The organism is uncultured Gemella sp., from assembly GCF_963515875.1.
GTDB lineage: Bacteria > Bacillota > Bacilli > Staphylococcales > Gemellaceae > Gemella.
On record NZ_CAUPZX010000036.1, the window covers coordinates 1 to 18,959 of the forward strand.

General features: G+C 28.9%; 19 protein-coding genes. 17 read left to right on the top strand and 2 right to left on the bottom strand.

What is annotated here, in order from left to right:
• Positions 1-287: 287 nt before the first annotated feature.
• The 3 genes from phnD to RWL85_RS06585 are packed head-to-tail and all read left to right on the top strand — an operon-like array spanning position 288 to position 3,165.
• Positions 288-1,178, top strand: coding sequence for a phosphate/phosphite/phosphonate ABC transporter substrate-binding protein (gene phnD, locus RWL85_RS06575; RefSeq protein WP_314086296.1), 891 nt, complete (start codon positions 288-290; stop codon positions 1,176-1,178).
• 3 nt (positions 1,179-1,181) lie between these two features.
• Positions 1,182-2,567: a histidine kinase gene (locus RWL85_RS06580; protein WP_314086298.1), complete on the top strand. Its 1,386-nt coding sequence runs from the start codon at positions 1,182-1,184 to the stop codon at positions 2,565-2,567.
• Positions 2,548-3,165: a response regulator transcription factor gene (locus RWL85_RS06585; RefSeq protein ID WP_314086300.1), complete on the top strand. Its 618-nt coding sequence runs from the start codon at positions 2,548-2,550 to the stop codon at positions 3,163-3,165. Before RWL85_RS06580 ends, RWL85_RS06585 begins: the two co-directional genes overlap by 20 nt.
• A 241-nt stretch (positions 3,166-3,406) precedes the next feature.
• On the opposite strand, the gene pgtP is transcribed toward RWL85_RS06585, so the two are convergent.
• Complete coding sequence (gene pgtP, locus RWL85_RS06590; protein WP_314086301.1) at positions 3,407-4,744, bottom strand: phosphoglycerate transporter protein PgtP; 1,338 nt, start codon at positions 4,742-4,744, stop codon at positions 3,407-3,409.
• A 327-nt stretch (positions 4,745-5,071) separates the two neighbouring features.
• Here pgtP and RWL85_RS06595 point away from each other — a divergent pair, with 327 nt between their 5' ends.
• The 14 genes from RWL85_RS06595 (at position 5,072) to srtB (ending at position 17,320) form a co-directional block, all read left to right on the top strand.
• Entirely contained in the window at positions 5,072-5,485 is a 414-nt protein-coding gene (locus tag RWL85_RS06595; protein WP_314086304.1) for a MarR family transcriptional regulator, read from the top strand.
• Between the two features lie 14 nt (positions 5,486-5,499).
• On the top strand, positions 5,500-5,859 hold the full coding sequence (locus RWL85_RS06600) for a DUF1304 domain-containing protein (protein ID WP_314086307.1): 360 nt from the start codon (positions 5,500-5,502) through the stop codon (positions 5,857-5,859).
• Positions 5,860-5,871: 12 nt separating this feature from the next.
• A complete protein-coding gene (locus RWL85_RS06605) occupies positions 5,872-6,516 on the top strand; it encodes an NAD(P)H-binding protein (RefSeq protein ID WP_314086310.1) in 645 nt (214 codons plus the stop codon).
• Between the two features lie 114 nt (positions 6,517-6,630).
• The gene (locus RWL85_RS06610) at positions 6,631-7,386 is read left to right on the top strand and encodes a class I SAM-dependent methyltransferase (protein ID WP_314086312.1); all 756 of its coding nucleotides are present in this window, start codon (positions 6,631-6,633) and stop codon (positions 7,384-7,386) included.
• A 66-nt stretch (positions 7,387-7,452) separates the two neighbouring features.
• Entirely contained in the window at positions 7,453-7,737 is a 285-nt protein-coding gene (locus RWL85_RS06615; protein ID WP_314086314.1) for a cupin domain-containing protein, read from the top strand.
• Positions 7,738-7,799: 62 nt separating this feature from the next.
• Positions 7,800-8,168 (top strand): single-stranded DNA-binding protein, encoded by a 369-nt coding sequence (locus RWL85_RS06620; RefSeq protein WP_314086316.1) that lies wholly within the window; start codon positions 7,800-7,802, stop codon positions 8,166-8,168.
• 137 nt (positions 8,169-8,305) lie between these two features.
• Positions 8,306-8,572, top strand: a complete 267-nt coding sequence (locus tag RWL85_RS06625; protein WP_314086318.1) for a DUF2087 domain-containing protein — start codon at positions 8,306-8,308, stop codon at positions 8,570-8,572.
• A complete protein-coding gene (locus RWL85_RS06630) occupies positions 8,565-9,749 on the top strand; it encodes an MFS transporter (RefSeq protein ID WP_314086320.1) in 1,185 nt (394 codons plus the stop codon). Before RWL85_RS06625 ends, RWL85_RS06630 begins: the two co-directional genes overlap by 8 nt.
• 143 nt (positions 9,750-9,892) lie before the next feature.
• Positions 9,893-12,499 (top strand): endonuclease/exonuclease/phosphatase family protein, encoded by a 2,607-nt coding sequence (locus RWL85_RS06635; protein ID WP_314086322.1) that lies wholly within the window; start codon positions 9,893-9,895, stop codon positions 12,497-12,499.
• Between the two features lie 255 nt (positions 12,500-12,754).
• A complete protein-coding gene (folB, locus tag RWL85_RS06640; protein WP_314086324.1) occupies positions 12,755-13,135 on the top strand; it encodes a dihydroneopterin aldolase in 381 nt (126 codons plus the stop codon).
• A complete protein-coding gene (gene folK / locus RWL85_RS06645; protein ID WP_314086326.1) occupies positions 13,135-13,608 on the top strand; it encodes a 2-amino-4-hydroxy-6-hydroxymethyldihydropteridine diphosphokinase in 474 nt (157 codons plus the stop codon). Before folB ends, folK begins: the two co-directional genes overlap by 1 nt.
• 16 nt (positions 13,609-13,624) lie before the next feature.
• Entirely contained in the window at positions 13,625-14,632 is a 1,008-nt protein-coding gene (dusB, locus tag RWL85_RS06650; RefSeq protein WP_314086327.1) for a tRNA dihydrouridine synthase DusB, read from the top strand.
• A 326-nt stretch (positions 14,633-14,958) separates the two neighbouring features.
• Complete coding sequence (locus RWL85_RS06655) at positions 14,959-16,110, top strand: pyruvate kinase (RefSeq protein ID WP_314086328.1); 1,152 nt, start codon at positions 14,959-14,961, stop codon at positions 16,108-16,110.
• A 361-nt stretch (positions 16,111-16,471) separates the two neighbouring features.
• A complete protein-coding gene (gene srtB, locus RWL85_RS06660; RefSeq protein WP_314086330.1) occupies positions 16,472-17,320 on the top strand; it encodes a class B sortase, LPKTxAVK-specific in 849 nt (282 codons plus the stop codon).
• Positions 17,321-17,510: 190 nt separating this feature from the next.
• Here the strand turns inward: srtB and RWL85_RS06665 are convergent, their stop codons facing one another.
• Complete coding sequence (locus RWL85_RS06665; protein ID WP_314086331.1) at positions 17,511-18,659, bottom strand: MFS transporter; 1,149 nt, start codon at positions 18,657-18,659, stop codon at positions 17,511-17,513.
• Positions 18,660-18,959 lie beyond the last annotated feature (300 nt).

The window sequence follows — 18,959 nt, forward strand, 5'->3', positions numbered from 1 at the left end:
TATTTGTACATTTTTATTTTGTCAAAACTGTACATTCTTATTTTATCATTCTCACTCGAAAATCGTGATTTTGAAAAAATCAATTTTCTCAAGTTACCACCGATATTATAATTATCAGAAAGAAGTTAATGATTTTCCTTTTTTCATTATTAAGAAAATGTTATACTATTAATAAAAGATAAATTAGGAAGTGACTCGAAAATCGTGATTTAGTAGAAACAAGATTTTGTCGAGATTTCCGTTAAAATATTGAAATAAACTATGAAGGATTTAGGAAAATGAAGAGAATGATTACAAGTTTTCTTATAGTGATTTTTTCTATTGTACTATTGATAATACTTCCCTTTGTTTTAAAAGTTCAACAAGAGGAGTATATTGATTTTTCAGAAGTTACAGAAACTGTTGATAATAGTGCTAAGGATGATGAAACTTTAAGAATTGGATTGATATCTGTAACTGGTGATAATAAGAGCTATATCTTGGAAAAAGAATTGGCTAATTATATTGGTGAAAAGTTGAGTAAAAAAGTGAAGCTAATACAGAAAAAAAGTTATAGAGATATTAACGTACTACTTAAAAATAATAAGATAGATGTTGCATTTTTATCAACAGGTGCCTATTCATTATATGAAGATAAGGAGTCTTTAGAACTTCTAGCAAGACCAAATAGAGGGAAAACATATTATCATCCTATAGTTATAGCTAAAAAAGATTCCAATATAAATAATATAGAAGATTTGAAAAGCCAGAGCTTTGCATTTGTAGATACATATAGCTATTCGGGTTACTTAGCAATGAATGATTATTTGAAAAAAAATGGTATGTCGGTAAATAAGTTCTTCAGTAATAGTTATTTTACTCATAGTCACGAAGAGTCAATAAATCAAGTAACTAATGGAACTGTAAAAGCCGCTATTGTCGATGATTGGGCGTTACAGTATATCTATAATAATTTTCCAGACACTGTGCTTAATATAAAAATAATAAAAACTTTTCCTGAAGTAGCAACAGGACCAGTAGTAACTCATAAAAATTATGAAGAAAAAGATAAACTTAAACAAATATTACTATCTATAGAAAAAGATAGTTCTATAAAGAATACATTATCACAGCTTCAAATTGAAAAATATGAAGAAACAAAAGCTAGTGACTATCCAAATTTAATAAGTGAGGATTAACATATGGCGAAGTTGAAGATAAAAAATAAGATTATTATATTTTTCGTTGTGATTTATACTATATATTTAGGTGTAATATTAGCCTATACGTATGTTAATAATAAAGATATTTTGGAAAGTGCACTTAAAGATAGAATTACTCAAACTTATTATCAATTGTCAGGAAATATTTCAGAAAATATAAAAACAGAAAATACGTATGAAATTCATCAGAAAATACATAGTGCTTCGCTAAATAGTGAAGTAGCGTATATTATTGTCTACGATAATGAAAAAAATATATTAGGCAAGACGTTGAAAGAAGTTCCGCAAAAGATTGCCACTTTTAACGATGAACAGTTAAATAATTTTAAAAAATATAGAAGTTCAAGAGGAGAATTATTAGAGTATATTTCTCCTATAGATGATGTTAATATAGGGTATGTAAGAGTTGGATTTTACACAAAAAATATTTATATGAAGACATATAGTCAGTTTTTAAGAATATTGATTTTGAATATGATAGTATTTGTAATGCTATTAGTTATCGCATATTATGTTTCAAAATTAATAGAAAGACCTGTTCAAGATTTAACATCGGTAACTGATGAAATTATTCGTGAAGGTGATTATAGAACAAAAATAGAGAAAGAAAATTATAGTCGTGATTTCCATGTTCTTGTCAGTTCCATAAACGAAATGGTTGAAAATAATAAAAAGAATAAGAAACTAAATAATTACCTATTAAATAAAATATTTAGAATTCAAGAAGAAGAGAAAAAGATGCTTTCGAGAGAACTTCATGATGAGGTTAGCCAATCTTTAGCGAGCCTTCTGTTTTTAATAAGTAATTTAGTAGATAAAGAAAGTGATCAAAAGAAAAAAGAACGTTTATTACTAATCCAATCAGAAATAGAAAATAGTTTAAGTAATATTAGAAATATAGCTGTTAATTTACGACCGCCTAGTTCAGAACTGAGCCTAGGCGAAGTTATTAGTAAGTATGTAGAGGATTACAAGAATTTATATGGTATAGATGTTGATTTTTATACAAATTATGAAGGTGGTAAAAATAATAATTTTGATATTACTCTTTATCGTATTGTTCAAGAATCATTGTCTAATATAAAAAGACACTCAGGTGCTACAGAAGTCCAAATAAAATTATATGGAAATGCAGATTACATAATACTTACTATAGCCGATAATGGAGTAGGATTAACAAAAGAACGTGTAGAATTAGCAAAAAAACAGGGGCGTTTAGGAATTTATGGCATACAAGAAAGAATCTTAGATTTTTCGGGGGAATTCAAATTATTAAAAAATGTTAAGTATTCCACGATATTAATGTGTAGATTCAAAACGGAAATGATAACGAAGGAGCAGGACAATGAAGATATTATTAATTGATGATCATAAATTGATAAAACTAGGTATTAAAGTTCTTTTAGAGGATAATAGAGAATTTTGTGTTATCGATGATTGTGCAAGTAAAAAAGAATTTATAGAAAAAATTAACAACGAATCTTACGACCTTTTTATATGTGATATTTCGCTACCAGATGGAAGTGGATATGATATATTAGAAATAATAAAAGAAAAAAAATTAAATACTAAAGTAATTATTTTAAGTATGCATGAAGATAAATCATATATAAAAAAGGCTTTTAAATTAGGATCTTCGGGTTATGTAACAAAGAGTACTGCTCATGAAGAAATACTCCATGCCATTGATAAAGTTATGTTTAAAAATGATATATACCTAAATGAAAAATATGCTACGATTTTCTATGAATTATTTAAAGAGGATAAAGAAATAGAACTAAGTGAACGAGAAAAAGAGGTGGGGAGATATATTGTAGAAGGATATACACTTACTGATATTGGAGAAAAGTTATTCTTAAGTGTTAAGACAGTAGACACATATAAAAAACGTCTTATGGAAAAAACTAATACTAAGAAAAGAAGTGAACTAGTAGAATACTTGAAATCAAAATTAATATTTTAATGTGAATAAACGGGAATGACTCGACAAAGTTCATTAGGTATCTAAAAAACTTTTATAAAGCAAATATAGAAATCAATAAATTATTACATCTGTGAGTTCTCATATTAACTTTGTTAAATTTTAGGACTTTTTAGTCAGTGCCGTTTGATAAGTTATTAAGTATAAATATTATGTAAAAAAATAACATCTCTATCAGTTTAAGGAGGATCAAAGATCCTTTCTGATAAAGATGTTATTTATATTAGTTTTCTAATTGTTTAGATGTTTTCTTGAATAGTGTTAATGAGATGAATACGAATGCTAGTACACAAGAAATGATTAATGCATAGAAACCTCCGTCCCATCCGAACACGTCAACAAGTTTACCCATTACATAACCAGCACTTGCTGATCCAAGTAGGTAACCGAATAGTCCAGTAAGACCAGTAGCTGTACCTGTAGCAACACGTGGAACTAAGTCCGCTGCTTGAAGACCAATCATCATAACAGGTCCATAAATTAAGAATCCGATAGCTACTAGACAGATATTGTCGATAAGTGGGTTACCTGGAGGGTTTTTCCAGTAAATAAATACTGCAATAAGAACTCCTGTTAAGAATAATAACATTGGAGGAGCACGGTGTCCTTTGAACACTTTGTCACTTAAGTAACCACTAGCTAACATACCGAAGATACCAGCATATTCATATAAGAAGTAAGCCCAGCTTTGTTTGTCAACAGAGAAGTGTTTTACTTCTTTTAAGTATGTTGGAGCCCAGTCAATAATTCCGTAACGAACGAAGTATACAAATACGTTAGCAACTGCGATAGCCCATAGGAATTTGTTGTTGATAATGTATTTAAAGAAGATATCTTTTGCTGATAATGTGTGAGCAGATTCAACTTTTTCTACAATTTTTTCACCTTTCCATTCATCTACAGGTGGTAAACCTTCAGATTCTGGAGTATCTTTCATTAGATAGAACATGATAATTGCTAAGATAATAGCAATAGTCGCTGGTAAGTAGAATAATGATTGCCAAGCACCAAAAACAGAAAGCCCTACAAGTGCAAGAGGTCCGATTAATCCACCACCAAGGTTGTGAGACACGTTCCACCAGCTCCACCAAGCACCACGCTCAGAAGCTGAGAACCAGTTAGTCATTGTTTTAGCACCAGGTGGGTATCCCATACCTTGGAACCATCCGTTAAGTGCTGATAAGAAAATCATTAGTGTTAATGAAGATAGCACTGCAGGAACAAGACCAAAAATTAAGCTGACAGCAGCAGAAGCAACTAAACCAATAGTAATAAAGTACTTAGGATTACTTCTGTCTGATACGTTACCCATAATGAATTTACTGAAACCATAAGCTAATGACAGAGCAAGTGAAACTTTCCCTAAGTCAGCTTTAGAGTAACCGTACTGATCGATTAAATAAGGGATAGCAAGTGAGAAGTTTTTTCTAATTAGATAGTACGCTGCGTATCCAATGAATACCCCTGAGAATACTTGCCATCGAAGTTTTTTATATTCAGCATCTGTACGAGCACTTTCGATTCTCGGTTTAGGTGCTGATGCTTTTAAAAATGAGAACATGTAAAATTCCTCCTTAACTTCAATTATATATAATATTAAATTAAAATAGTTTTTTATAGTGATAAAACCTTTTTATTAAGTAGTTTCACAGCAATTTTTTAAATTTTTAGTTGCTTATTTATTTTAAACTATTTAACTTATAAAACCATTATATATAACGGTGAAATATTTGTAAATGGTAATGTATAAAGTTTTTATTTTTTAGAAAATACCTTACAATTAATGTCAGGAAATATCTTACAAACTAAATCGTTGATAAATCAATTGTTAATATGTATAATTAATTATATGATGATTGACTGGTCAATAAAGGAGGTGGGTATATAAATGGATGTTAAAGAATATGTGAATTTACTACACGATTTAAAAGTATTAGAGAGAAAGATTGCGTACATTTTTGAGGAAAGATTAGGGATAAGCCTAACAAAATTTCAAATTATTAAATACTTATATGAAGTCAATGTAGCTACACCTAAACAGCTATCTAAGATTTTAGAGATAGATGCGGCGGCAATAACAAGGCATATAAATAAATTAGAAAAAGAAGGATATGTGGAGAAAAGTCGTAATGAAGCAAATAATAGAGAAGTATATATAAGAATTACAGAAACATCAAAAAATAAAATAGACAAATGTACTGAAGAAACTGATATTAGTCAGATAATCGGTAATGAATTTACTGATGAAGATCTAAAACAGTTGATAGTACTACTTAACAAGTTTAACAATAATTTAATTTAAAAAGAGGTATCAGGATGAGTATAATTACAATAATTTTAACAACGTTAGTAGCAATATTGTTTTTCTATATTATGTATTTAGAGACATTTGCTACAGATTCAGATAGTACAAGTAGAGTATTTAATATTGCAAAGGAAGAATTACAAAGACTTAGTTTGAATACATTATTTAAAAATCAAGGTATATATAATGGATTAATAGGAGTTGGACTTCTTTATGGAACATTTTTCTCGAAAAATCCTAAAGAGATTGTAGGACTGTTATTTGTTTACATTATTCTTGTCGCAATATACGGTGGACTAACAAGTGATAAAAAAATAGTATTAAAGCAAGGTGGATTACCAATGCTAGCTTTAATTTCATTATTATTTTAGGGAGGTATAGGAATGAAAAATACAGCGATAATTATTGGTGCTACTGGAGCAGTAGGAAAAGAGATATTAAAAGAAATTTTAGAAAATGATTTTTATAATAAAGTCTATATTCTCGGAAGGGAATCAATAAGAAAATTACCTGAAGGAGAAATACTAACTAAAATAATAGTAGATTTTGAAAATTTGAATTTTGATACAAGAATTTTAGAAGAGGCGGATGTTTTTGCTAGTCTTGGAACAACACTAAAAATAGCAGGTTCAAAGGAAAATCAAAGAAAGATTGATGTTGATTATACTGTAAACTTCGCTAAACTTTGTGAAGGGAAAGTAAGGAGTTTTAATGTTGTTTCTGCTATTGGTGCTAATAGTAACTCAAAAAATTTTTATAATTCACTTAAAGGTGAGTTAGAGGATAAATTAAAAGAACTGAATCTTGGTGTTTTAAGAATTTTTCAACCTTCACTCCTTATAAGCAGGCGCAATGATAATAGATTTTTAGAAGAAATATTTATGAAGGTAGCACCGATTTTTCAATTTGTATTAAAAGGGAAGACTAAAAAATATAGTCCAATAGAGGCTAGTTTATTAGGAAAAGTAATAGTTCGCTTTGCAACTGAAAATAAAGGTAAAGGAACATATACATATAATGATTTTTAAAATGGATTAAATTGAAAAATCTAGAAATAATCGATAGTTATTATCAATTATTTCTAGATTTTGTTTTTAATTTATTGTACAATATAAATATAACACATATTAAGGAGTGATATTATGAAGAAGGAAATGGGGCATAAATTTTTGAAAAATTTAGGTAAAACTAGATTAAGACCCGGAGGAATCAAAGGTACCAACTTTTTATTTGCCCATATAGAGTTCAAGAAAGGTGAGAAAATATTAGAGGTTGCTTGTAATAAAGGAGTGAATCTAATTTCTTTAGCTAAAAAGTATCCAAAAACTACTTTTATAGGAATAGATGTGGATAAAGTAGCAATATTAGAAGCACAACTTGAGGCGGCGAAAAATAATCTTAGGAATATTGAATTTATTAGAGCCGATGCTTTTCATTTAGAATTTTCGGACAATAGTTTTGATTATATTATTAATGAAGCGATGTTAACTATGTTTAGTAATAAGAGTAAGGCAAAAGCATTAAGTGAGTATTATAGGGTATTGAAACCAGGTGGATTACTATTAACTCATGATATCTTATTGTTGAATAATTATGAGGAGACTACAAATCAATTATCTGATGCGATTAATGTAAATGTATCACCATTATCTAATGAAGACTGGCTATCACTATTTGAAGAAGCAAAATTTAAAACGGTTAATTATATGCATGATAAACTGACACTACTTACAGTTTCGGGACTATTAGCAGATGAAGGAGTAATAAATTCATTAAGAATAATTAAAAATGGTTTTAAAAAAGATAATAGAAAGCAATTTATAAAAATGGGAACTACTTTTAAAAAATTAGAAAAAGATATGAATTTTATTTGTTTTGTTAATAAAAAAGTTTTATAATAAGAGTAAGAAAACGTTTATATAGGAAATATTTATAGAGATAAAATTATAATAAGGAGAATTAGTATGAGTGTAGGAGTAATTTTTGAAGAAGCGGGATTGTTAAAGAAACATGACAGATTTAAATTAGTTAAAAAAATTGGGAAAAAAGGTGATATAATTCCAAAACACAACCATCCAGAAGCCTTAGTAATATTTACTTGCGTTAAAGGAGAAGTTAAGGTGTACTTAAATGATGAAGAAGTTCATATTGTAGAACCTGGTAAAGTTCTTCATTTTGATGGAGATAATTACATTAATGCAGAATTTTTACAAGATGGAGAAGTATTTGTAACTTTAATTCATAAATAATAAAAAAGTCTTCCAAGTGTTTTTATAGCAATCTAAATTATTATTTTAAGGGAGGATATATAATGCTGAATCAAGTAATATTAATAGGAAGACTAGTAAAAAAACCAGAATTAAAAGAAAGTGATAAGAAAGTAAATTATATTAAAGCAACGTTAGCGGTGCAGTCTGATTTTAAAAATAAAGACGGCAATTATGATACAGAATTTTTTGAATTCACAACTTTTGGGAAAACTGCAGAAAATACTGTAAAATACTGCGATAAAGGAAGCTTACTGAATATAGTTGGAAGTTTGAATAATAATGTCTACACAGATAAAAATGGGGTAACACATTATCAAATGGCTATTATCGCGAATAAAGTTTCATTTTTAAGTAAAGGAACGAAAAAAGAAGAAAAAGAAGCAGAGGATGTATTTGTCTTAGGACAATAGAAAATTAATAATAATTTAGATTGCAAGAATCTCTAACATAGGTTAAACTAAGTTAGAGATTTATTTTCACACTTGTATTTTTTTCGTATAATAATAGATAAAAAATTAAAATTTATTAACAGAAAGGAAGCGGTATTATGGAAGAAATCAAAGTGAAATATTTTAAAGAAGGAAAATTGATGACAATACCAAAAAAAGAGAAGAATAAGATACCTGTGCTTCAGTTAGTTTTACAGATGTTAAAGGAAAAATCATTAGAGTTTACTGAGAAAGAATTAAATGAAGCAATTAAGGAGATTTATCCGGATTATTCTCTAATTAGAAGATATTTAGTTGATTATAAGTTCTTAGAAAGAGATAATTACGGTAGAATATATAAAATTGTAGGAGAACGTGATGAGTAATACAAAATTTTATTATTTATACAATATATTATTCACAATAGCGCTATCATTCTTTAATCCGATTTTATATATTTATCTGTTGTCAAAAGATTTTTCTTTTACTGAAGTTGGGTTATATTTATCGATTTTTTGGTTGGTTTCATTTATGACTGAGCTTCCATGTGGAGCAATCACCGATAATATTGGAGCAAAAAATAGTATTCTTCTAAGTGTGATTTTTAGGGTTGTTGGATTAATATTGTTGCTTAGCAATAGTTTGATATTGTTATACATATCTGCAATATTATCTGCCATTGCAGAGTCATTTCAATCGGGAACTTTAACAAGTTGGTTGGTCAATGTAAACAATAAAAATAATGAAGAAATAGATATAGATAAAGTTCTTTCTAGAAGTTCACTATATTCACTATTTTTCTCAGCGGTAATAGGATTTATAAGTACCAAATACGTCTATGTTTATTATAAAAGTTTGTCGATAATATTAAGTATGCTAGTTTTTATTATTTCGTATTTCTTTACATACGTATTTATGCAAAAATTAGAAGAGACACAAAAAATATCTATTAAGAATTTAAAAGGTTCAATAGTTACGGTGAAAAATTCGCTAAAAGAAACATTATATGTGAAGAGTAGTATACTTCTTATGATACTTTTTATAATTCCTTCTATTTTAGATCTTGGACCATCGAATCAATGGCAAGCTGTATTTGAAAAGTTAGATACCGATATTATCGGTTATATTTGGGTTGGAATATCGGTTAGTGGGATGTTAGGAAGTGTTATTTATGAAAGACTATCAAATAAATTATCGAATTTCCACATACTTTATTTTTTAGTAGTTATAAATATTAGTATGTTATTAGTATTTATTTTTATCCAAAATGTTTATATCAAATTTGTATTATTTATGGTCTATATTATATTCTTTAAGATAATGAGTATACAAGTTAATATTTTTATGCATAAATATCTGGTAAAAAGTGATGAAAATAGAACGACCACTGTTTCTATATTTTACACATTTGAATCTATCATAGTAGCAATATTACTATCAGTAAATGGAGTGCTAACTGATAAAGTAGGAATAGAAAATACATGGCTAGTATTTATAGGAATGGTAGGTTTAGTTATTTTATTATTTATATTTGTAAAACTGAAAAAGAGAAGAATTAAATAGTTTAATTATTGATTTTAAGAATCTTCAATATAGGAAAATCTATATTGAGGATTTTTTTTGTAGAGGTAAACAATTGATATTGCTTATTAACTAGATTAATAGTAAAATAATTAGTATAAACTTATATACAAGGAGTCCATATTGTGAAAAAATACAAATTATCAATATTATTAGCAAGTGCAGTTTTAGGAGGAGTAGGTGCTACTTATTTATCTGCAGAAGCAAATGAAGTTTCAGCAGCTGAGGTAAAAACAGAAGTAGTGACGTCTGCTACTACGACGGATAAAAATGAAGGTACGACGGTTGGAGCAACTGCATCAGCAGCTCAAGTAACAGCCCCAAAAGAAGTTAAAAACATAGGTGAAGTACAAGGAGAAAGTCACGAGAGTCCTTTAGTTGGTAAAGAAGTAGTTATAAACAATGTTGTTGTAACTAAAACTGATAAAACAGGTTTCTATGTTCAAGATAAAGTTTCTGATGACAATTCAAGAACATCTGATGCAGTCTATGTTGCTTCAAAAGATAAAGTAGAATCAGGTGATTTATTAAAAGTTCAAGGAACTGTTAAAGAAGGTTATATGGAAGAATACTCTGTAAAACCAGGGCAAACTTTTAAAAAACCAGCAGGTAGTTTAACAGTTACTCAAATCATCAATGCAACTATAACAAAATTAGGAAAAGCAGACTTACCGAAAGCATTTAACATTTCTGAAAAAATGCCGAAAGATATAGTGGATAAGACACCAACAAAATATAATCCAGAAACTGAGGCACTAGATTACTGGGAAAGTCTAGAGGGAATGCTTGTAGAAGTAACTAAACCAAAAGTTACTGGTCCACAATATAAAGGTGATATTTATGTATTACCAGGAGATTACAAAGGGCAAAAACTTAACAACATCGGTGGGGTGAATCTTCGTCCAGGTGTTCAAAATACAGAAGTACTACCAATAACTGTAGGAAATTCATTTGTAGCAAAAGCAAAAGACTACTTTAATGAAAATATCTCAGGAGTAGTTACATATAAAAATAAAACGTATAAAATTGATCCAAGTAGTGTGCCGACAATACAAGATGGTGGATTAAAACGTGAAGTTTCAAAAATTTATCCAGCTGAAGATAAATTAACTATAGCTTCATATAATATTGAGAACTTCTCTGCTAATAACAGTGGTCACGATGAAACACCAGAGGAAAAAGTTGATAAAATTGCTAATTCATTCATCAAAGAAGTTCATAGTCCTGATATTATTACTCTAATCGAAGTTCAAGATAATAACGGTGGAGTTAGCGATGGAACTGTTGATGGAGTTAAGAGTGGAGAAAAATTAGCTCAAAGAATTAAAAGTTTTGGTGGACCAGATTATAAATATACTGAAATAGCTCCAGTTGATGGAAAAGATGGTGGAAAACCAGGTGCTAACATTAGGGTGGCTTACTTATATAACCCTAATAGAGTAACACTAATCGGTAAAGAAAAGGGTGGAAGTGAAGAAGCAGCACGCTTTGTAAATGGACACCTTGAGAAAAACCCGGCTAGAATTGATCCAACAAGTGTTCACTTCGAAAAAGTTAGAAAATCACTAGCTGCTGAATTTGAATTTAAAGGTGAAAGAATAGTAGTAATTGCTAACCACTTAAAATCAAAATTAGGTGATGATGCAATCTATGGTTCTAATCAACCATCAGTAGAAAATACTAAACCAAAACGTATAGAAGAAGCTAAAATTTTAAATGCCTTTATTAAAGAAGGATTGCGCCAAAATCCTAACTTAAAATTTGTTCTTACTGGAGACTTCAATGACTTTGAATTTTCAGATAGTGTGAAAACAATAGTAGGAAATGAACTTGTTAATTTAATGGCTGAACATGAACAAGGAGATAGATACTCATACTTCTACCGTGGAAGCAATCAAAGTTTAGATAATATTTTAATTTCTAAAAATATTAAGGATAAAGTAGTATTCTCTCCTGTACATATTAATGCTTCATTTATGGAAGAACATGGACGAGCTTCTGACCATGATCCTGTAGTTGTTCAAATCGACTTTAGTAAACCAACAACTCCAGTTCAACCAGGTACATCAGTAAATCCAGTTAACCCTGATAGTCCAAAAGACTCGGCAAACATAGCTACTTCTGAAAAAACAGGAAAAGATTTTGTACGTACTGTTAGATTAGCTGATGGAGTAACAGTCTCAGTTGAATATGATAAATCAAAAATAAACAACGTTGGTAAATTTGTTGCTCAAGATATTACAGGAGAAAGAGCTAAAGAAATAAAAGAATTAGTTAAAGAACTTAATTCGAATTTAAATGTAGTAAGAACATTAGACCTTCACTTTGAAGATAAAGATGGTAACGAGCTAAAAGCAACAGGAGAAAAACGTGTTGTTACTTTAGCAGTGGCTAAAGATGAAAATCAACAATTGAAAGTGTATCACGTTAAAGATAGTGTATTAGAAGAAATAAAAGAAACTTCATATACAGATGGAAAACTTACTTTCAATACAAATCACTTCAGCACATTTGTTATTGCAGCTCAATCATCAGTTCCATCAGTTCATGTAAATAATAGTGCACTAACAGTTGCTACAAACAAAATATCACAAGAAACTTCTAAAGTTCAGGATGATAAAAAAGATAGAATATTACCAAATACTGGTATAAATTCTTCAAGTACAGAAGTGGCAGGATTAGGATTAATTGCTTTAGTTGGACTTGCAGTTAGACGTAAACTTTCTAAATAACTATTAAGATTAAGATATAAAAAATTTAATATAAATAAAGAATATATGTATTATTTATAATATTGAGATTTAAATACTCTATTTATTATCTAATAATGCATGTTAAAAAGACTTGAGAATAAGATTTTATAAAATCATTATTTTCAAGTCTTTTTTATGAAAATATATTTTAAGCGAGTATAATTATTAGAGAAATAATTAGAAATATGTTAAAATTTTATAGTTAAGCAAAATAATGATTGAGGGGTATTGATCATGAAAACAAAGTTATTTATAAATAATCTAGAAATATTTGCTAATCATGGATTATTTGAAGAAGAGAACAAACTTGGACAGAAGTTTATTTTTGGTATTGAATGTGAGCTTAATTATCAAAAAGCTTTATTTAGTGATGAAATGACAGATAGTATTAGTTATGCTGATATTGCAGATGTAGTAGTAAAAACAGCAACTACAAATACATATAATTTACTAGAAAGATTGTCGGGAGAAATTTTAAAAAATATCTTTAATGAATTTCCTCAAATTGAAAAGATTAGGTTAAAAGTTAATAAACCAGCAGCACCTATAAGTTATCATTTTGAACAATGTGGTGTAAAAGTGGAAATAACACGTGAGGAGTTCTATAAATTATAATGATTATACTAGCATTAGGAACAAACATAGAACCAAGGGAACTATATTTAAAAGAAGCCCTTAAAAAAATAGAAGCTAATAATTTGAAAATTAAACTACAAAGTAGTGTTTATGAAACACCTGCTTGGGGTGGGGTCGCTGATCAAGACTTTTTAAATATGTGTATAGAGGTAGAAACTTCATTAGGAGCATATGAATTGCTAGACACTATTCAGAAAATAGAACTAGAACTAGGGCGCGTTCGTAAAGAACATTGGGGAAATAGAACTATAGATATAGACATAATTACTTTTAATAGTTTAATTTTTAATGATGATAGACTTGTTGTTCCACATAAATATATTCATGATAGAAACTTTGTTTTAGCTCCTCTAGCAGAAATGTACGGTAATATAGAGATAGCCGGAAAAAATATTAAAGAATCATTAGAAAAAATAACAGAACCTATAAGTATATATAAAGAAAAATTGTAAATAGAAAGGATAAAGAATGTTTAAAATTAGAGAAATTGAAATACCTAATAGAGTAGTATTAGCCCCTATGGCAGGTGTTTGTAATGCTGCCTTCCGTTTAACAGCTAAAGAGTTTGGAGCGGGATTAGTGTGTGCAGAAATGGTTAGTGATAAAGCTATTTTATTTAACAATAAAAAAACTATGAATATGCTGTATATCGATCCAAGAGAACGTCCATTAAGTTTACAGATTTTTGGTGGAGAAATCGAAACATTGGTAGAAGCTGCTAAGTATGTTGATAAAAATACAGAAGCTGATATTATTGACTTAAATATGGGATGTCCAGTACCGAAAATAACTAAAGTTGATGCGGGTAGTAAATTACTTCTTGATCCAGATAAGGTATATGAAGTAATAGCGAGATTAGTTGATTCTGTTTCTAAGCCAGTAACAGTAAAAATGCGTATGGGATGGGATGATGAGCATATCTTCATTATGGATAATGCTAGAAACGCTGAACGTGCAGGTGCTAGTGCTATTGCTATCCATGGTAGAACAAAAGTTCAAATGTACAGTGGTAAAGCAAACTGGGATGTTATTCGTGATGTAAAGAAAGAATTGAAAATACCAGTAATAGGAAATGGTGATGTTACGTCTCCTGAACTAGCTAAAAAAATGTTAGATGATACTAATTGTGATGCGGTGATGATTGGGCGTGCTGCATTAGGGAATCCATGGATGTTATATCGTACAGTTAAGTATTTAGAAACAGGAGAACTAACTGATGAACCAACGCCAAGAGAAAAAATAGACGTATGTTTACTTCACTTGAGAAGACTTATGGAAATCAAACCTGAAAAAGTAGCTGTTCATGAAATGAGAAAACATGCTGCATATTACATGAAAGGTATCAAAGGTGGAGCTAAGGTCAAAAAAGAGCTAAACACTTTAAATACATACGCAGAGATGGAACATTTATTCGGTGAATTCCTAGATTTTCTTGAATCAGGTATAGTTACTCCGAAAAAAGAAATAATCATTTAATGTGTTGAATTTTAATTAAAGTTATACAGAAAAATAAACTAAAAGAAATTATACAAAGAAATGTATAATTTCTTTTTTAAAAAAAATAATTTTTAAAAATGTTATTGAAATAATTTATATAATAAGTATGTACATATTGTAAAATAAGTATTTAGTATATGTCATAAGATAGCTTTAGAAAATACTTAATATATTATGCAATTTTAAAAATATAAGATTGATTACAATTTCACATAAATAACTTTGAAAAATTATCTAGAAAATCAGTATTTAATGTGTTATAATAAAAAATAAAGTAAACGTTTTAAATGTGAGGTAGGTTTATTATGACTAGAAAGGCAAAAGTAATAGCAACTTTAGGAAATAGTACAGAAGGACTATTAGAAGAAATAGTAGCAAAAGGTGCGGATGCAGTTCTTATTGATACATATTATGGTAGCACAGAAGAATGTGTAGAAAGAATTAATAAAATTAAAGAACTAAGAGAAAAATTAAACAAGAACACAGCGATTATTTATGACTTAGATCATATTTATGCAGAGAGTAAATATAAACTAATTAAAATTGAAGAAGCTAGTGTTCAGTTTGCATGTGAAAACGATGTGGATTTTGTTGCTTGCCCATTCGTTAGTAATTTAGACGAAATTAGAAAAGTTAAAGATATTTTACATGCTAATGGGAAAAAAGATATTGGATTAATCGTTAAAATTGACTGTAAAGAGGCATATGAAAATATTGATGAAATCATTCAGTTTGCGGATTCAATTATGATAAATAGGGACGAATTAGGTATGGAATTACCATATCAAGATCTTCCAGGTATTCAAAAAGAAATAATTAAAAAAGCAAATGCTTCAATAAAAGAAGTGATTTTAACAACTCAAATGTTACATTCAATGATTTATAATCCTAGACCGACTCGTGCGGAAGTATCTGATGTGGCGAATGCGGTTATTGATGGAGTTGATGCTATTATGTTAATTGAAGAAACTGCTATAGGAAGTTATCCAAAAGAAGCGTTGGAAACAGTCGATAGAATAATTACTTATATTGAAACTCAAGATAAAGTTCTTAATAATAATCCAAAAGAATATAGAAATCTTCAAATGGATATTGCACATGCGATCTCTTTATCAACTAAGTATCTTTTAGATTCTGTCGATGTTAATAATATAGTTACATATACAAGATCAGGAAGTACGGCGAAGTTTATAGCTCGTTATAGACCAAATGTAGAAATTTTGGCGGTAGTTCCATCAAAACAAAAAGCTAGAAAATTAGCATTAACACGTGGAGTAACTACATTTATAGAGGAAAATACTTTAACAATGGAAGAAATGTTAAGTTTAGCACCGAAATTTGCTAAAGAATCAGAATTGGCAAAAGATGGTGATCTTATCCTAATTACGGCTGGTCAACCTGACTTAGGAAAAGAAAATGTTCCACCTACTGATTTTGTAAATATTAGACAAGTTTAAAAAAACTTATTTGTGACAAGGGACTGACTAAAGTTCTAAATCTCAAAAAAATTTATATGAGAATATATAGAAGTATTGGTTTATTGATATCTAAATTTGTTTTATAGAGAATTTTTAGGTATATAATAAACTTTGCTAGGGTGACTCGACAAAATTGATTTCTTTCGAAATTATGATTTTTGAGTCACTCTATTTTTATGGTCTAATAGTTAATTGTATGTTTGTGGATTATATTTTTAATAGATTTGTTAATGTTAATATGTTATCAAAGTTAACTTTTGAAGAAATTTTATAAAAAATATGATATAATCTAGTTTGGAGTTTTATATGAAGAATTAATATGTTAGAAAGGAATATTTTTATGAAGAACAAATCATTATTAAGTAACGTTATTAAATATGTTTTATTACTTGTGATTTTAGTAGGTGGTGGATTTGGATTATATTCGTATATGAATGAGAATTCTAAAGAACCACAAGTTCAAGTAGAACATAAAGTAGAGTCTAATAAAGAATCGAAAAAAGATGATAAGTATGTAGTAGATCAAGCTGAAAAAGATTACTTATCAAATAAATTTAAAGACTTGAAGGCAATAAATAATGAGGTTATTGCATACATGTATGTTCCAGGAGATGGAGGAGATTCTCTGAAGGAACCAATCTTACAGACAACGAATAACTCTAAGTATTTAGAATTTGGGATTGATAATAAGCCAGCTCCATATATCGGAGCAGTGTTTATGGATTTCGATAATAAACCAGGATTAGAGCAAAGTGATGTTAAATGGATTTTTGGACATGCTCGTGCAGGAATTGAAGAGAAGAAGATTACCTTAGATACTAGGGTGTTTAATAATATGAACTGGTTCGCTAAGAAAGATTATTTCGATAGTCACAGAGTGGTCGTCATTGAAACACCGGAGAGAAAGTATTATTATGAAGTGACTGGAGTTAAAGTAGTTCACGAAGATACGAAACTATATCAAATTCCAAGTGCTAGTGATAAAAAGGAAAACTTTATAAGTATGTTTAAAGAAGGTTCTAGAAACTGGTTAGAAAACAGTAAAATTTCTGGTGAAGATAATATGACAGTATTTGCTACATGTCGACTTGATGATGTTTCATTAAGAACATTAGTATTAGCTAGACAAGTACCAGATAACGAATTAAAAGAATTTTTAGAGAAAAACAAAGAATTACTAAATAGTTAATAAAAAGGAGACGACCTAAAGTTTCTAAATTTTTAAAAAAGTCTATATGAGAATCTATAGACACAGTGGTTTATTGATATCTAAATACGCTTTTTAAAAGCTTTTTAGATATTTAATAAACTGTGTGGGGGTGACTCAACAAAATCGATTTCTTCGAAATCACGATTTTTGAGTCACTCCTTTTTAAATTTTATTTCTTGTTTCTTAAAACTGCGTAACTAACTAATGTAGAAACTAGCATTAGAGCTGTAGTTATGAAAAATGGCGTAGTATATTTTTCAAGGTGTAATGCTTCAGGGATTTTAGTAAGAACTACCGGAGTCAGTATTACACCGATATTACCACCAACTAAGATTACACTTGTCGCAAAGTTTATGAATTTATTCTCTAACTTTTTAGAAATATAGAAGAAGTTAAATGACATGGTTCCTACGAAGCTAATTCCGATGAAGATGGCTGCAACGTAGAAGATTATAATATTATTTGTCAGGGCGAATAATATGCTTCCGACTGTCATGAAACTTAACATTATAGGTAATGTTAGATTTTTGAATTTCTTAACTAAAATACCAAAAATAACTCCAGATAATATACCACTAAGAGCTAAAATTGTTAGTAGATTTCTAGCTACATCTGGTTGATAGTGATATTTTTCAGCAAGTAGAGTAGGAATCTTGATAGTTGCACCCATGTATGAAATACCTACTAAAAATGTTAATAGTGTTAAAAGAATAGTCTCTTTATGGAATTTAATACTCACTTTTTTATTATTTACATTTTCTGCATTAGGCACGAATAATAAGAATATAATAAATATCGGAAGGGCTAAAGCATAAACTAAAAATGTATATTGAATACCATAGATTAGTAGATATCCAGAAATAAAGGTAGTTAATGCTTTACCAATATTTAGGAATGCTGTTCTTAAACCTATCATTGTACCGCGTTGATCTTCATCAAAGAAGTCACTTATCATACTAATAGAAAGTGAATTAAATAACCCAATACCAGCTCCAAGGAAAAGTCTACTAATTAGTACAAGTTTAAAGTTTGTAGTAAATGCTGGTACTATACCAAAAACGAAAATTAAAAGTAGTCCAAGAAGAACAGTATTTTTTTTGCCAATAAATTTAATTACTCCGTTACTAAGCAGAACGAAGATTGTTATCATCATAGCAGGGATTGTAGCTAAACTCTCTACAGAGGCTAGACCTATATTAGGATTGCTTCCATGATAAAAATTATAAAGATTTGGAATTACTGGAGAGATAGCAAGGTGAGACATTAATAATATTGAAATACTAAGTAGTGAAAACTTAGAAAAAGAATTTAATTTCATAATTATTTCTCCTTTTATTAAGCATATATTTAAATTGTTAAATAATAGGTACAATTTGAGTTAATATAAAAATCATACTATACAAGTATAAAAAAATTTTTAAATTAGGTCAAGTGATGTGAGGAAAATATAAGTAAAGAAGAAAAACTACTAATTATCACTTGTTAATAATAAAAATATACGATAAAATAAATGTATAGATAATTATTGAAAGGTTTTGATAAAATGGCGAGAGCAGAGATTCGAAGAATAGTAATGGATATGGTAGATGAAAACTGTTATATAGTATATAAAGATGGG

Excerpts from the sequence above, each read along its gene's own strand:
- phnD (WP_314086296.1), top strand. The coding sequence starts at position 288 with ATGATTACAAGTTTTCTTATAGTGATTTTTTCTATTGTACTATTGATA.
- RWL85_RS06580 (WP_314086298.1), top strand. The coding sequence starts at position 1,182 with ATGGCGAAGTTGAAGATAAAAAATAAGATTATTATATTTTTCGTTGTG.
- RWL85_RS06585 (WP_314086300.1), top strand. The coding sequence starts at position 2,548 with ATGAAGATATTATTAATTGATGATCATAAATTGATAAAACTAGGTATT.
- pgtP (WP_314086301.1), bottom strand. The coding sequence starts at position 4,744 with ATGTTCTCATTTTTAAAAGCATCAGCACCTAAACCGAGAATCGAAAGT.
- RWL85_RS06595 (WP_314086304.1), top strand. The coding sequence starts at position 5,072 with ATGGATGTTAAAGAATATGTGAATTTACTACACGATTTAAAAGTATTA.
- RWL85_RS06600 (WP_314086307.1), top strand. The coding sequence starts at position 5,500 with ATGAGTATAATTACAATAATTTTAACAACGTTAGTAGCAATATTGTTT.
- RWL85_RS06605 (WP_314086310.1), top strand. The coding sequence starts at position 5,872 with ATGAAAAATACAGCGATAATTATTGGTGCTACTGGAGCAGTAGGAAAA.
- RWL85_RS06610 (WP_314086312.1), top strand. The coding sequence starts at position 6,631 with ATGAAGAAGGAAATGGGGCATAAATTTTTGAAAAATTTAGGTAAAACT.
- RWL85_RS06615 (WP_314086314.1), top strand. The coding sequence starts at position 7,453 with ATGAGTGTAGGAGTAATTTTTGAAGAAGCGGGATTGTTAAAGAAACAT.
- RWL85_RS06620 (WP_314086316.1), top strand. The coding sequence starts at position 7,800 with ATGCTGAATCAAGTAATATTAATAGGAAGACTAGTAAAAAAACCAGAA.
- RWL85_RS06625 (WP_314086318.1), top strand. The coding sequence starts at position 8,306 with ATGGAAGAAATCAAAGTGAAATATTTTAAAGAAGGAAAATTGATGACA.
- RWL85_RS06630 (WP_314086320.1), top strand. The coding sequence starts at position 8,565 with ATGAGTAATACAAAATTTTATTATTTATACAATATATTATTCACAATA.
- folB (WP_314086324.1), top strand. The coding sequence starts at position 12,755 with ATGAAAACAAAGTTATTTATAAATAATCTAGAAATATTTGCTAATCAT.
- folK (WP_314086326.1), top strand. The coding sequence starts at position 13,135 with ATGATTATACTAGCATTAGGAACAAACATAGAACCAAGGGAACTATAT.
- dusB (WP_314086327.1), top strand. The coding sequence starts at position 13,625 with ATGTTTAAAATTAGAGAAATTGAAATACCTAATAGAGTAGTATTAGCC.
- RWL85_RS06655 (WP_314086328.1), top strand. The coding sequence starts at position 14,959 with ATGACTAGAAAGGCAAAAGTAATAGCAACTTTAGGAAATAGTACAGAA.
- srtB (WP_314086330.1), top strand. The coding sequence starts at position 16,472 with ATGAAGAACAAATCATTATTAAGTAACGTTATTAAATATGTTTTATTA.
- RWL85_RS06665 (WP_314086331.1), bottom strand. The coding sequence starts at position 18,659 with ATGAAATTAAATTCTTTTTCTAAGTTTTCACTACTTAGTATTTCAATA.